General features: G+C 68.2%; 14 protein-coding genes and 4 tRNA genes. 7 read left to right on the forward strand and 11 right to left on the reverse strand.

Going from position 1 to position 12,001, the window contains the following annotated elements; all coding sequences use genetic code 11:
* Window positions 1–71 precede the first annotated feature (71 nt).
* Genes AC5L35_RS22830 through AC5L35_RS22840 form a run of 3 tightly spaced genes read right to left on the reverse strand, consistent with a single transcriptional unit; the run spans window position 72 to window position 2,764 of the window.
* A complete protein-coding gene (locus AC5L35_RS22830; RefSeq protein ID WP_495061721.1) occupies window positions 72–1,115 on the reverse strand; it encodes a DUF2891 family protein in 1,044 nt (347 codons plus the stop codon).
* Window positions 1,102–2,070, reverse strand: coding sequence for a DUF979 domain-containing protein (locus AC5L35_RS22835; protein ID WP_495061722.1), 969 nt, complete (start codon window positions 2,068–2,070; stop codon window positions 1,102–1,104). The genes AC5L35_RS22830 and AC5L35_RS22835 overlap by 14 nt, the downstream gene beginning before the upstream one ends.
* Window positions 2,057–2,764, reverse strand: a complete 708-nt coding sequence (locus tag AC5L35_RS22840; protein WP_495061723.1) for a DUF969 domain-containing protein — start codon at window positions 2,762–2,764, stop codon at window positions 2,057–2,059. Before AC5L35_RS22840 ends, AC5L35_RS22835 begins: the two co-directional genes overlap by 14 nt.
* A gap of 229 nt (window positions 2,765–2,993) precedes the next feature.
* Here AC5L35_RS22840 and AC5L35_RS22845 point away from each other — a divergent pair, with 229 nt between their 5' ends.
* The 3 genes from AC5L35_RS22845 (at window position 2,994) to AC5L35_RS22855 (ending at window position 4,352) form a co-directional block, all read left to right on the forward strand.
* On the forward strand, window positions 2,994–3,446 hold the full coding sequence (locus AC5L35_RS22845) for a hypothetical protein (protein WP_495061724.1): 453 nt from the start codon (window positions 2,994–2,996) through the stop codon (window positions 3,444–3,446).
* A 63-nt stretch (window positions 3,447–3,509) separates the two neighbouring features.
* The gene (locus tag AC5L35_RS22850; protein WP_495061725.1) at window positions 3,510–3,863 is read left to right on the forward strand and encodes an ArsR/SmtB family transcription factor; all 354 of its coding nucleotides are present in this window, start codon (window positions 3,510–3,512) and stop codon (window positions 3,861–3,863) included.
* A 3-nt stretch (window positions 3,864–3,866) separates the two neighbouring features.
* Entirely contained in the window at window positions 3,867–4,352 is a 486-nt protein-coding gene (locus AC5L35_RS22855) for an SRPBCC family protein (RefSeq protein ID WP_495061726.1), read from the forward strand.
* Between the two features lie 145 nt (window positions 4,353–4,497).
* Here AC5L35_RS22855 and AC5L35_RS22860 read toward each other — a convergent pair whose 3' ends face one another.
* Together AC5L35_RS22860 and AC5L35_RS22865 are read right to left on the reverse strand one after the other, a co-directional pair.
* Window positions 4,498–5,604 carry a sodium:calcium antiporter gene (locus tag AC5L35_RS22860; protein ID WP_495061727.1) on the reverse strand — a complete coding sequence of 369 codons (1,107 nt, stop codon included), beginning with the start codon at window positions 5,602–5,604 and terminating at the stop codon, window positions 4,498–4,500.
* Window positions 5,605–5,797: 193 nt separating this feature from the next.
* Entirely contained in the window at window positions 5,798–6,370 is a 573-nt protein-coding gene (locus tag AC5L35_RS22865) for a TMEM165/GDT1 family protein (protein WP_495061728.1), read from the reverse strand.
* A gap of 245 nt (window positions 6,371–6,615) precedes the next feature.
* Here AC5L35_RS22865 and AC5L35_RS22870 point away from each other — a divergent pair, with 245 nt between their 5' ends.
* A complete protein-coding gene (locus tag AC5L35_RS22870; RefSeq protein ID WP_495061729.1) occupies window positions 6,616–8,421 on the forward strand; it encodes a GMC family oxidoreductase in 1,806 nt (601 codons plus the stop codon).
* 139 nt (window positions 8,422–8,560) lie between these two features.
* Here AC5L35_RS22870 and AC5L35_RS22875 read toward each other — a convergent pair.
* From AC5L35_RS22875 to AC5L35_RS22890, 4 genes are all read right to left on the reverse strand, one after another.
* Window positions 8,561–8,635 (reverse strand) — tRNA-Val (locus AC5L35_RS22875).
* A 1-nt stretch (window position 8,636) separates the two neighbouring features.
* Window positions 8,637–8,708: transfer RNA gene (locus tag AC5L35_RS22880), tRNA-Cys, on the reverse strand.
* Between the two features lie 65 nt (window positions 8,709–8,773).
* Window positions 8,774–8,846: transfer RNA gene (locus tag AC5L35_RS22885), tRNA-Gly, on the reverse strand.
* Between the two features lie 105 nt (window positions 8,847–8,951).
* Window positions 8,952–9,380 carry an SsgA family sporulation/cell division regulator gene (locus tag AC5L35_RS22890; protein ID WP_495061730.1) on the reverse strand — a complete coding sequence of 143 codons (429 nt, stop codon included), beginning with the start codon at window positions 9,378–9,380 and terminating at the stop codon, window positions 8,952–8,954.
* Window positions 9,381–9,824: 444 nt separating this feature from the next.
* On the opposite strand from AC5L35_RS22890, the gene AC5L35_RS22895 reads away from it, so the two are divergent.
* Window positions 9,825–10,175, forward strand: a complete 351-nt coding sequence (locus tag AC5L35_RS22895; protein WP_495061900.1) for a TIGR02611 family protein — start codon at window positions 9,825–9,827, stop codon at window positions 10,173–10,175.
* Window positions 10,176–10,195: 20 nt separating this feature from the next.
* A tRNA-Val gene (locus AC5L35_RS22900) sits at window positions 10,196–10,267 on the forward strand.
* Between the two features lie 88 nt (window positions 10,268–10,355).
* Here AC5L35_RS22900 and AC5L35_RS22905 read toward each other — a convergent pair.
* A complete protein-coding gene (locus AC5L35_RS22905; RefSeq protein ID WP_495061731.1) occupies window positions 10,356–10,940 on the reverse strand; it encodes a tyrosine-type recombinase/integrase in 585 nt (194 codons plus the stop codon).
* A gap of 25 nt (window positions 10,941–10,965) precedes the next feature.
* Here AC5L35_RS22905 and AC5L35_RS22910 point away from each other — a divergent pair, with 25 nt between their 5' ends.
* Complete coding sequence (locus tag AC5L35_RS22910; protein ID WP_495061732.1) at window positions 10,966–11,247, forward strand: NUDIX domain-containing protein; 282 nt, start codon at window positions 10,966–10,968, stop codon at window positions 11,245–11,247.
* Here the strand turns inward: AC5L35_RS22910 and AC5L35_RS22915 are convergent.
* Window positions 11,235–11,798 (reverse strand): HD domain-containing protein, encoded by a 564-nt coding sequence (locus AC5L35_RS22915; protein WP_495061733.1) that lies wholly within the window; start codon window positions 11,796–11,798, stop codon window positions 11,235–11,237. The genes AC5L35_RS22910 and AC5L35_RS22915 overlap by 13 nt on opposite strands.
* Between the last annotated feature and the right edge of the window lie 203 nt (window positions 11,799–12,001).

The raw sequence follows: 12,001 nt of genomic DNA on the forward strand, positions 1-12,001 counted from the left end.
TTACAGCAAAGCCACTTTCATGCAACCTCGTTGCGTGAAAGTGGCTTTGCTGCAACGTGGCCGGCGCGGGGTCAGGCCCGCAGCGACGTCTCCTCGATCGCCTCCAGCGCTTCCCAGGCGAAGGTGGCCAGCCAGTGCGTGGACATGTACTCGTCGGACACGCTCGCGGCCAGCCCGGCCGCGAGCATCTGCGGCCTGCTCGCCACGAGGCGTCGGCCGAGCTCGGCGGGAGCGCCGGGCCGGGGCAGCAGCACCTCCGCGATGCGGGCGCCGGCCGCCACGCGGTGGAGGTTGAGCCCGAACAGGTGCACCTGCTGTCCGTCGCTCTCGTCGACGACCCCGGCGGGAGCGAAGATCGGGCTGTCCGGTCGTGCGGTGCCGAGGAAACCGGTGCACCACGCGGCGAACTCGTCGGGTGCGAGGACCAGGCGCATCAGGTCGGCCTCGGCCAGCCCGGGGGAGAGGAAGTCCTGGCCGCTGCGTTCCCAGTCCGCCGGCCAGTCGCGGTCGTCGAGGAACCACTTGCGTGCCGCGACGGTGCACGCGTCCTCGAGTGCCGTGAGCCCCAGTGCGCGGGCCGCGTCCAGGATCATCACCAGCCCGTAGGCGGAGTTGCTGTGCACGCCGTGGCGCACCGGGGCCGCCGCCTTCTCGAGCCAGCCCCTCGTCAGCTCGTCGATGGTCTCCACCAGTGGCGTGACGTGCGGAGCAAGGGCGCGCAGCGCCTCGACGGGTGACGCGGTGAGCTCCACGGCCAGCCGCATCGCCCACGCCCAGCCGTACGGCCGCTCGTAGCGTGAGTGCGCGGCGAGGTAGGCCGCTTCGGCACGGAGGTTCGCGGCGGTGAGGTTCTCCGCGAGGAGTTCCCCGAGCCGCGCTTCCAGGTCCTGGTCGACGCCGAACGCCAGCAGCCGCGCGCTCAGCCAGTGCATGTGCACGCTCGAGTGCCAGTCGTAGGAGGTGGCGAACGCGGGATGCAGCTCGATCGGCAGGGCGCGATCATCGTCGCTGCCCGTCGCGTGGTGGGCCTCGTAGGGATAGCGCCGGGTGAGGTTGTCGAGTGCGACCGCCGCGAAACCGTCGGCCCACCTCTTGCGATCGTCAGAATGCGACAAAGTACATGATCCCTACGTTGACGAGCAGGAGCAGACCGGCGGTCGGCAACTGCGCTTTGATCGGCCCGTACTTGTCCTTCATCTCCAGCAAGGCTGCCGGAACGAGGTTGAAGTTGGCCGCCATCGGGGTGGCGAGCGTCCCGCAGAACCCGGAGAGCATGCCGATCGCGAAGACCGCCGCCGGGTTGCCCCCGAACGTCTGGACGAGCACCGGCCATCCGACGGCGGCGGTCATGATCGGGAACGCCGCGAAGGCGTTGCCCATGATGATCGTGAAGACAGCCATGCCGACCGCGTAGACGACCACCGCAGCGAACAGTGAGCCCTCGGGGAGGACCCAGCCGGCGATCGTGCCGACCGCCTTACCCACACCGGCCTGCGTGAACAGGATGCCGAGCGTCGAGAGCATCTGGGGGAGCAGGGCTGCCCAGCCGATCGCCTCGAGCAGGCGGCCGCTCTCGTGCAGCGGCGTGCCGAGGCTGGGCGGCCGCAGGATCAGCACGGCGACCACCACGGCGATGATCGCGCTGACGCCCAGACCGGTCAGGGTGGCGCTCCCGTCCGCGAGCAGGGGAGTGCCGCCGATCTTGATCATCGGCCCGACCGTGGCCACCAGCACCGTCACGACGGGCACGAGCAGCGCGGGGATGAACAGCTTGTTGCCGAAGCGCCGGGCCGACTCGGCACGTTCCTCGGCGGTGGTGGTCTTCTCCGGCGACCTCGCCGTGAGGCCGAAGCCGGCCAGGGCCACCATCACGAGCACCACGATGCCGAGGATCCAGGCCGGTGCCTGCTTCGACTGCACGAAGGTGCCATAGCCGAAGCTGACGCCGAGCAGTCCCCAGAACGTCCCGCTGGCGATTCGGCGGGGATTCTCGTGATTGTTCAGGATATGCACCGCGACGCCGATGAAGAACGCCCCGATCAGCCAGTAGAGCCATTCATTCGTCAACACGTGCGAGGCCCTTCGGGGGAGCGGGCAGGAAGGCCATCTGCGAGAGCTGCCGGTCGAGCAGCAGCAGCCGGGTGCCGTGTATCAGCAGAGCCGCGACACCGGTGGGAATGGCCCAGAGTGCGAGTGCGAGCGGTTCGAGCGTGAGGTTGTAGGTGGTGTCGACGAAGCTCGTGATCAGCAGGATCGAGCCGATGGCCACGAAGATGTCCTCGCCGAAGAAGACGCCGACGTTGTCGGCCCCAGCGGCGTGTCCCTTGATCTTCTCGGTCATCTTCTCGGGCAGGTCGCCGTACTTCTGCACGGCGGCGCCCTCGGCCATCGGGTAGACGAGCGGCCGTACCGTCTGCGCCGGACCTCCGATGCTGTTGAGGCCGACCGCCGCAGTGACCTGCCGGATGAACAGGTACGCCGCCAGCAGGCGGCCGGTCGTCAGCTTGCCGAGCTTGCCGATCAGGCGTTTCGCCTGTTCCTGGAGGCCGTATCGCTCGATGAGCCCGATCACGGGCAGCACGATCACGAAGGTGGTGACCGACCGGCTGCCCGCGAAACCCGTACCGAACGCGTCGAGTATCTCGACCGGACCGATTCCGGCAATAGCGGCGGTGGCGATGCCGGCCACCGTGACCACCAGCAGTGGGTTGATGCGGAGCGCGAACCCGATTATCACCAGCGCAACGCCGATGAGTGCGAACATCCTTCTCCGTTTCGGGGGAGCGGAAATCGGCGGTCGCGAGTTCGGCCGCGCCGCCGAAAGCGGGTAATATGTGACATGGTACTGATCTCGATGGGTGTCGTGTCAAGAAGTCCGCACGGGACGAAACGCGCTCGTGATCAGCGCTTCACGTGATCCGGATATATGTCGGAAACATCCATCTTTGGCGTGAATCGGATATTACGGACGAGCCGCGGTCCGGTGTGGCAGCATGCGCAGGTCACGGATCGAGCGTGGGGTGGTCGCGGTGGTCGGGATCGGGCTTCTCGTCCTGCTCGTCGTTGCGGTGGCCGTCGGCTTGAGGACGGGCGGGGGAGAGTCGGCGGTGCGCGTCGACGTCTGGACGGCTCGGACCGCCCTCGCGCTGGCCCTTCTTGGCGAGGTGAGGGTGGTTTTCCTCGCGACGAGCGTCGGTGTGGACGAACTCCCTGTCCTCCTGACGCTCGCCGCCGTGCCGCTGGTGCTCACGGCCATCCCGCTCGTGCTGTACGTACCGACGCTCGGGATCCGGATTCTCACCGTGGCGTGTGCGCTGCTCCTCACGGTGTACGTCGTGATCACCGGTTTGTCGATCGGGCTGTTCTTCGCGCCGGCCGCCATCCTGCTCGTACAACTCGCGGCCCTTCGGGCTCGGCGCAGCGGCGCCCTGGCTGCGTCGGACTGAACCGGACCCCGGTCGGGCCCGGCCTCTTGACAACATACAACCGATTGGTTGTATGTTTGTCCCGTGACCGAGGACGACGAGGAGCGGGCCGATGCTCTGTTCCACGCGCTCGCCGACCGGACCAGGCGCGACATCATGCGCAGGGTGCTGGCCGGGGAGCACTCGGTCTCCGCTCTCGCGGTGAAGTACGACATGAGCTTCGCCGCGGTGCAGAAGCACGTCGCCGTTCTGGAGAAGGCCGGCCTGCTCACCAAGCGGCGTAACGGTCGCGAGCAACTGGCCAGCGGCGACGTGTCGGCGGTGCGGTCGGTGGCATCCATGCTCACCGAGCTGGAACAGGTCTGGCGTGGCCGCATCGCGCGCATCGACGAGCTGATCGCATTCGACACCGCAACCCATCCCGACCAGGAGGACTGACCAATGCCTGTCACCGACGTCTCGCACGACCTGGACGCCCTGACCCTGACCATCACCGCCGAGTTCGCCGCACCGGTGGAGCGGATCTGGCAGGTCTACGCAGACCCGCGCCAGCTGGAGAAGGTCTGGGGCCCGCCCTCCCACCCGGCCACCGTCGTCGAGCACGACTTCACCCCCGGCGGCCGGGTCAACTACTTCATGGTCAGCCCGGAGGGTGAGAAGTTCGCCGGGTACTGGAAGATCACGGCCGTCGACGAGCCGCGGAGCTTCTCGTTCGAGGACGGCTTCGCCGACCTGGACTTCAACCCGAACCCGGAGATGCCGGTCTCGACGAACGTCTACACCTTCACCGAGCACGACGGCCGCACGCGTGCGACGTACGTGGGCACGTACGAGACCGCGGAAGGGCTGCAGAAGGTGCTCGAGATGGGTGTCGTCGAGGGCTCCAGGGAGGCGATCAACCAGATCGACGAGTTCATCGCCTCCTGACGCTCCACGCCGCGACGGCCGGGCTCGACCGGGGACAGCTGGTCGGACATCCACCGAAGGCCCCCTGACCCGACGGACAGGGGGCCTTCACGGGAGTGGTGCTGCGATCGGGCGTATCCGGGCCGGTACCGATCAGGTCGCCGGCTCAGTCGCTGTCGAGCGGGACCCCGCCGAAGGCCACCAGGCTGACGACGAAGTAGGCGACGTAGAGGGCGAGCAGGACGATGCCGTGCCAGCGGCGCAGCCGCCCGGTAGCCAGGAAGATCGCCGAGAGCGCCGTCATCACCATCAGCACCGGCAGGTGCCAGGCCAGGACGTCGTGGTCGACGGTGATCGCCCCACCCACGAGCAGGATGATCCCGAGCTTGCCGGTCACCGAGAACACGACGCTGCCGATCACGTTCGCGACGCCGATCTCCGGAGCGCCACGGCGGGCGGGCTCCACGGTGAGGAAGATGTCCTCGAGGGAGAGCGCCAGAGTCGCGATCGTGACGCCGAAGACGGTGCCGTCGATCTCGAACGTGTCGAGGATCCCGTCGGTGCCCGCTCCGGCGACCACGGCGCCGACGACGAGGCCGATCAGGGCAAGGAGAGCGAGTGCGAGGCCGACGGCGGGCGACTTCTGCCGTGCTTTGAGGAAACCCTGGTCGATGCGCAGGTCGGGCGGCAGGACGAAGCCGCTCGACCCATCGCCTGCGGTGCCGGTCGGGCCGCCCCCGCCCCCGCCGCCTCCGGTCATGGTCGCCGTGGCCGTCCCGCCCTCGCCAGCCTTCTCGAGCTGCTCGTAGACCTCGGCGTTGCGCCAGACCGGGCGCCGCGCGGCGTACTCGCGGTAGGCGATCCAGCCGACGAACGCCACGAACAGCAGGAGCAGCACGATCCCGGTCACGAACGTCAGGGCCCCGGTGAACGCAAGGGCGAACATCACCACCGGCGCGGCCACGAACAGGACGAGGTAGTCCTTGGGCACGTCCACCGAGCAGGGCGCGATGATCGCGGCGAGGGCGAGCACCACGCCGGTCATTGCGACCGTCGTCCCGATCACGGTGCCGAGGGCGACCTGACTGAGGTCCTCGAGGTTCAGCACGATGCCGAACGCGAGGTCGTCGAACTCGATCCCGGTGAAGACGACCGCGATGAGGAAGAGCGAGATCGCCCACCTGCTGGCGACGCCGACCAGGTAGCCGATCAGTTTCTCGGCACTGTAGACGAGCACCGCGATGCCCAGGACGAATTCGATGATCGAGATCACGGACAGCTCCTCGCCACACCGTCATACAGATCGCCCCACGATGGTGATCGCCGGTACCCCGCCTTGCAACGGGTTGACAGCGGCGCCGGATCGGGTATGCGCCCGCCCCGGGGCGTGTCCGGAGACCAGGTGTGGTTGCGAGCCGCCGCCGCGATGGCTGGTGGCGCTTGCTGGTCGAGGACGGGGGTGGTGCTCAGCCGCGGATCGCCTCGATCGCGCTGAGCAGGGCGAGGACAGCCAGGATGGCTGCCGCCGCCCTGGTCACCCAGCGCACCGGCACGAAACGGCGCAGTCGGGCGCCCCCGAAGGCCGCGAGCGCGGACACGGCCCACAACGCCAAGATGGCGGCGACACCGACGGCGAGCGGGTCGTCGTATCGCGCGGCAAGCGTGGCGACGATGATCTGCGTCGGGTCGCCGAACTCCGAGAGCAGGGTGACCCCGAAGCTCGTCGCAATCACGCGCCAGCGCGTCCTCGGCGTCTCCCCGAGGGTCAGGTCATCGTCGTCGTCGTCCTCGCGGAGCAGCAGCACTGCGCCGACAAGAAAGATGACGGCCAAGACGGCTTCGAGCGGTCGTTCGGGCAGCAGCGCCACGAAGGTCCCGGCGGCGATCGCGAGCCCGACGTGCAGGACCATTGCGGCGCCGACGCCCAGGAACACCAACCGAGCCGGGAAGCGGCTGCCGAGGACGAGTGTCGCGAGGGCACTGGTATCCGCCAACTCCGCGAGGGCGACGATCCCGAAGGTGATAGCTATCACGGCCACGGGTTGATGATCTGCTCCAACCTCGCTGCTCACAACGGTTTCCGCCGTGTCCAGCCGAGACAGGGAGCCGCCCTGCCGCTCTTACCGCCTGCGGGCGTGGTCGCGCAGACTCCTCGGTCGACCCAGACCGAGAGCAGCCGGCCAGGCCAGAGCCGCCATCGTCGACGCCGGCCGGCAGTTCAGCCTCCGGTGGGCGCGGTGGATGCAGCGTCAGCCGACGACCCGAGCCCACACCGCGCATCTCCATGCCGCGCGACCGGGCACTCTGGGCTCGTCCGCGGCTTGATGATCAACGGTGGCTCCCACCACGCTGGTTGCATATCAAAACCACTTTCGAGTACCGTGGTTGGGAACTGCTGAACGCGACATTATTCGGGCCGGTGTGTGAACTCCGATTCACACGCTCTGCGGACATCTGGCGCAGTAGGCCCGTCGAAAAGCGGAGAAGCGAGATTCCCGGGGCGTTGGCCGAGTTGGTTATGAGAATGGAGCTGACCACTATGGACGGGTACGACTACGTGGTTGTCGGAGGCGGAACGTCGGGCTGCGTGCTGGCTGCACGGCTGTCCGAGCCCCCGGACGTCCGGGTACTGCTGCTCGAGGCCGGCCGAGCGCGAGGGCTCGAGGACACGCTGGACTATCTCGCGATGTGGGGCGACACGGCGGTGGACTGGGCGTTCCGCACCACGCCGCAGGCCGGGCTCGGTGGTGTGGTGCTCGCGGCACCTCGGGGAAAGGTGCTCGGTGGCTCCAGCACGATCAACGGGCTGTTCCATGTTCACGCGCATCCCAGTAGCTATGACGCGTGGGAGAAGTCCGGAGCGACGGGGTGGAACTTCGAGGCGCTGCTTCCCTACTTCAAGCGCAGCGAGACAGCGGAAGGTGACCCGCGCTGGCGCGGCACTGCAGGCCCGATGAAGGTGGCTCGTGCTCCGGTTCCCGAGCCCGGGTCGTTCTTCCACGCGGCCTTCGAGGCGGCGCTGCAGGCCGGGGTGCCTCGCAGCGAGGACGGCAATGGGGAGCATGCCGAAGGTGTGTCCCGGACCGAGTACACCATTCTCGACGGCGTCCGACAGAGCGCAGCGGACGCCTATCTGACGACGGCGATGCGCCGCCCCAACCTGACCGTCGTGACCGGCGCGGTGGCGCAGCGACTGCTGGTGTCCGGTGGCCGATGCGGAGGCGTCGAGTACGCCACGGGCGCCGGGCTGCACACGGTTCGCGCGGACCGCGAGGTGGTGCTTGCTGCGGGCGCGGTGGGGTCACCGCAGTTGCTGATGGTTTCTGGTGTCGGACCCGCTGCGCATCTGCGCCAGGTGGGGGTGGAGGTGCTTCACGATCTGCCCGGCGTCGGGGAGAACCTGCAGGACCACCCGTTCGCTCACGTGTCCTTCCGGTCTGCGGAGTTCCTGGGCGACGGTGGGCTGCCGACCCAGTCGATCATGCTGCTGCGCAGTGACCCATCCGCCGATCCCGACCTGCAGTTCGTTTTCACGGACTTTCCCTTGCCGCTGCGTTCCCCCGGCGACCGGTTCGAGCCGTGGGGCAGCTCCCAGTGGGCACCGAAGGAGCTCAACGGCTACTCGGTGTTCTTCGGCCTGCAGCGTCCGGAGAGCCGCGGCACGCTGCGGCTGTCCGGCTCCGACGTGGCCTCCGCCCCACTGATCGACCCCGGCTACTACGCCGACCCGCGCGACCTCGACAAGATGGTCATCGCCGCCCGCAGAGCGCGCGAGTTGGGCAGCCAGGACGCCCTGACCCCGTTCCGGGTCGACGAGCTGAATCCTGCAGCCGGCGTGACCCGGGACGAGGACCTGCGCGAGTACGTCCGGCTCGCGACGGGCCCCTTCTTCCACCTCGCAGGCACCTGCGCCATCGGCACGGACGAACGTGCCGTCGTCGACCCGGAGTTGCGGGTCCATGGGATCGAGGGGTTGCGGATTGCCGACGCCTCGGTCATGCCTTCAGTGGCGGGCGCGAACACGAACGCCACCGTGCTGGCCATTGCCGAGCGCGCTGCCGAGATCCTGACCTCATCAACGTCCGGGTGACGGTTCCGGCTGCGCCTCCCTGCGGCCCGGTCCCGCACGGTTGGGCCATCTGTGAGCTTTGCCACCAGGTGGGTGGGCGAGGGGCCCCGGACATGACGAAGACCCCCTGTCCGTGCTGGTCAGGGGGCCTTCATGGGAGTGGTGGGCGATACTGGGATTGAACCAGTGACCTCTTCCGTGTCAAGGAAGCGCTCTCCCACTGAGCTAATCGCCCGAGGCGGAGGCGGGAATCGAACCCGCGTACAGGGCTTTGCAGGCCCTTGCCTAAGCCACTCGGCCACTCCGCCGAATTCCTCGGAGCGTTCCGTGGAGTTCGATCCATGGAGGTCCGACGGGACCCGTGGTTCCTCCGAGCGGACGACGGGATTCGAACCCGCGACCCTCACCTTGGCAAGGTGATGCGCTACCAGCTGCGCTACGTCCGCCTGTGCAGCGTGTCCGCTGCGTTGATGGGAGAACCTTAGCGCAGTCGCTGCGGGGGCTTCAAACCACCCCCCGCGTTCTGCGCCGAGGACCTCCGACCTGCAGTTTTAGTCCCGTGCGGGGTCGTTCAGCAGGTCCGACAGTGCAACGTCGAAGTCCAACCAGGAGTACTCGGTGTCGGCCGGTACCGCCAGATAGGTGCGGTGCAGGAAGTCGCCGAGCGTCTGCGCGCACGTCGTGAAGACCGCGTGGCCTGACGGCGAGGAGAGCTCCAGCTGTACCCGCTGTGGGTCGAGCGGCATGGGCTGCACTCGCACGTCACCGGTGCCGGCCGGTGCGATCAGGCCGTCGTGCAGGAGGTCCCGGGCGAACACCCAGTCAACGGCGGTGCCGTTGCCGGTCCGGAACGACGCCTGCACGGCGTATGGATCACGGCTGCTGTACGTCAGATCGACATTGACGGGCACCGCAGGGGCGTCCGGGGCGATCAACTCGAACACCGCCGGTGAGCTGATGACCGTGGGCTCGTCGCGCATCCTGCGTCCCTCTTTCATGGTCCCGCGTGGTTCGTCATCAGGAAAAACGACCGTGCGGCGAAGATGTGACGGGTAGACCGACGAACTCCCTGCACTTGCTTGGCCAGAGTCACCCGACTGGGCTAATTACTCCTGGCAAACCTGCACGTGGGGTGCTCTGTACCGCTGGTCCGCGTGCGCCGTCGTCTCCGAACGGCCGCGCTCCAGCACCTACCAGCGACAACGCGTAGTTACCGGTCAGTTACTCCTGCCTCCACCGTTGTCCTCTTCTTTATGTGCGCCGTGGCTGTCGCCGCCGTCCGCTCGGGATGGCCACCCAGTAGGCTCCGGGCCGAGGCGGACGGCGGCGCCGCCTGACAGCACAGAGGCGGTGGAAAGCTGAGCAACGCCGAGGATGACGAGCAGCGACCCGGCTTCCGGGCCCGGCTCGAGGAGAAGCCCACTCTGCGGCGCACGTACCGCGTCGGCGTGGCGATCCTCGGCGGGCTGGTGCTCGTCGCCGGAATCATCGCCATCCCGTACCCCGGCCCGGGCTGGCTCATCGTGTTCGGTGGCCTCGCCATCCTCGCCACGGAGTTCAGCTGGGCCAAGCGCGTCCTGCACTACGCCCGCGGCAAGTACGACGCCTGGACCGACTGGCTCGGCCGGCAGATCCTGATCGTGCGGATCGCCGTGCTGGCCGCCACCGGCCTCATCGTGCTGGCCACCCTCTACCTCCTCAACGCCCTCTACCTGGTCGCCGGCTGGGTGGGGCTCGAGAGGTGGACCTGGTTGCAGAGCCCGATATTCGGGTGAGGTAAGGTCTACGACGGCAAGGGCGATTAGCTCAGGGGGAGAGCGCTTCGTTCACACCGAAGAGGTCACTGGTTCGATCCCAGTATCGCCCACAGCCGAACGGCCTGGTCAGAGGCTCTTTTCAGAGCTTCCGGCCAGGCCGTTTGCCGTTGTAGCGCCCTAAGAGGCAGCAGAAAAGCATCACGCGGGCACGGGTGCGTCGGCTGCCCCGTCGTCCGGGTCCTCGTTGCCGAGTGCCTGCAGAATCCGGGTCGAGTCCTCGGTCCGTCGGGTGTAGAGGTCGAGGGTCGTCGACGAGCGCTCGTGGCCCATCACCCGTTGCACCATGTTGGGCGGTACTCCGTCGTCGACGAGCCAGGTGGCGTAGGAGTGGCGGAGGTCGTGGAAGCGCAGCCCGCCGGCCTGCTCGTGCGCGACGTGCTTGGTTGCTGCGGGCTCGGTAGTGAAGTGCCGCCGGTGCCGCCCGCCGTTGGTGTCGGTCCACCGCGCGAGGTAGGCGTCTCCGTCGGGCACTACCGACCCGAGCAATCCGGCACGGACGAGTGCGGGTCGCCAGATGCGCGAGCGGAACAGCGTGCGGCGCAGCGCCCCGCCCACCTCGTTGGCGAAGATCAGATCGGCCTCGCCGAGCGGGTACCGGTCGAGGTGCGTCCGAAGGATCGTCACCAGCCAGCCCGGGAGGGGAACGGTGCGGCGTCCGGCGGTCGACTTCGGGTAGGGCTTGAACGATGTGTGCCCGCCGACCTCGATCACGGTTCGGATCACGCGGAGCGTCCCGGCGGTCCGCGAGGTGACCGAGGAGACCGGCGTGAACGTCGAGATCACCGGCCTGGTCGGCATCTACACCGACCCGGGCCACGTGATGCAGTACGACAACGGCGAGGTCCGCCAGGAGTTCTCGGTGTGCTTCCACGCCCGTGTGATCTCGGGCGAGCCCCGCGAAGACGGCTCCGAGACCAAGGCCGTCCGCTGGGTCGAACCGTCCGCCATTGCCGATCTGAACGTGCACCCGTCGATGCGCCGCCGGATCGACGACGCGCTGGCCGGACGGACGACGCCTCAGATCGTGTAGGCATCCTGCATCCGCTGCTGGGTGCGGCCGATCGCTGCCGAGATCGACGGCTCCGCACGTCGCATGGCGCGGCCAACGATCGAGTCCGGTTCGTAGCGGGACAGGATCTCCGCCAGGCGCTCGGAGTACGCCAGCTCCTCACCACGCGGCCCGGTCGTCATGTCAGCCATCCACAGCGCATCCGCCACTGGAGACTCCTCACGCGGCCAGACCTCCAGATCCGCCAGCCGGCCCCGCTCCTCTGCCTCACAGGTCGCCGCCGAGTGGTGTGCCACCAGCGCGCAGAGCCGCGCCGGGTAGCCCTCGGCCGTCAGATAGCGAGCGCCGTCGATCTGGTGACAGCCGGTGTCGTGCAGAGCATGGGCGTACCCCAGGTCATGCCACCAAGCCGAGACGACGAGCAGATGCCGTTCGTCCTCGCCCTCGATGGCGGGCGTGAGACCATCGGCGCGTGCGGCGACGGCTTGCACGTGGGCCCACCGGTTGCCCAACGGCTCCAGCAGCTCACGCGCCAGCTCCTCAGCCTCTTCGACCGTCGGCATCTCGCGCATCCGGCGAGTGTAGAAGCGAGGCACCAGCGGTCCGAGCCCACGACCGTTGTCACCCATCTACTGGGACTGCTCGCGACACGTCTTCGCAGCTCAGCGTGCCACCGGAGGCCGCGTGTTCAGAGTTTCCCTACTTGCTCAAGGCGGCGGCTCCGCCGCCGCGCCGCTTCCCGCCGGCCGGGGCATGCGGCCTCCGGCCGGTCCCC

It is taken from the genome of Pseudonocardia sp. OZ21 (assembly GCF_059359135.1).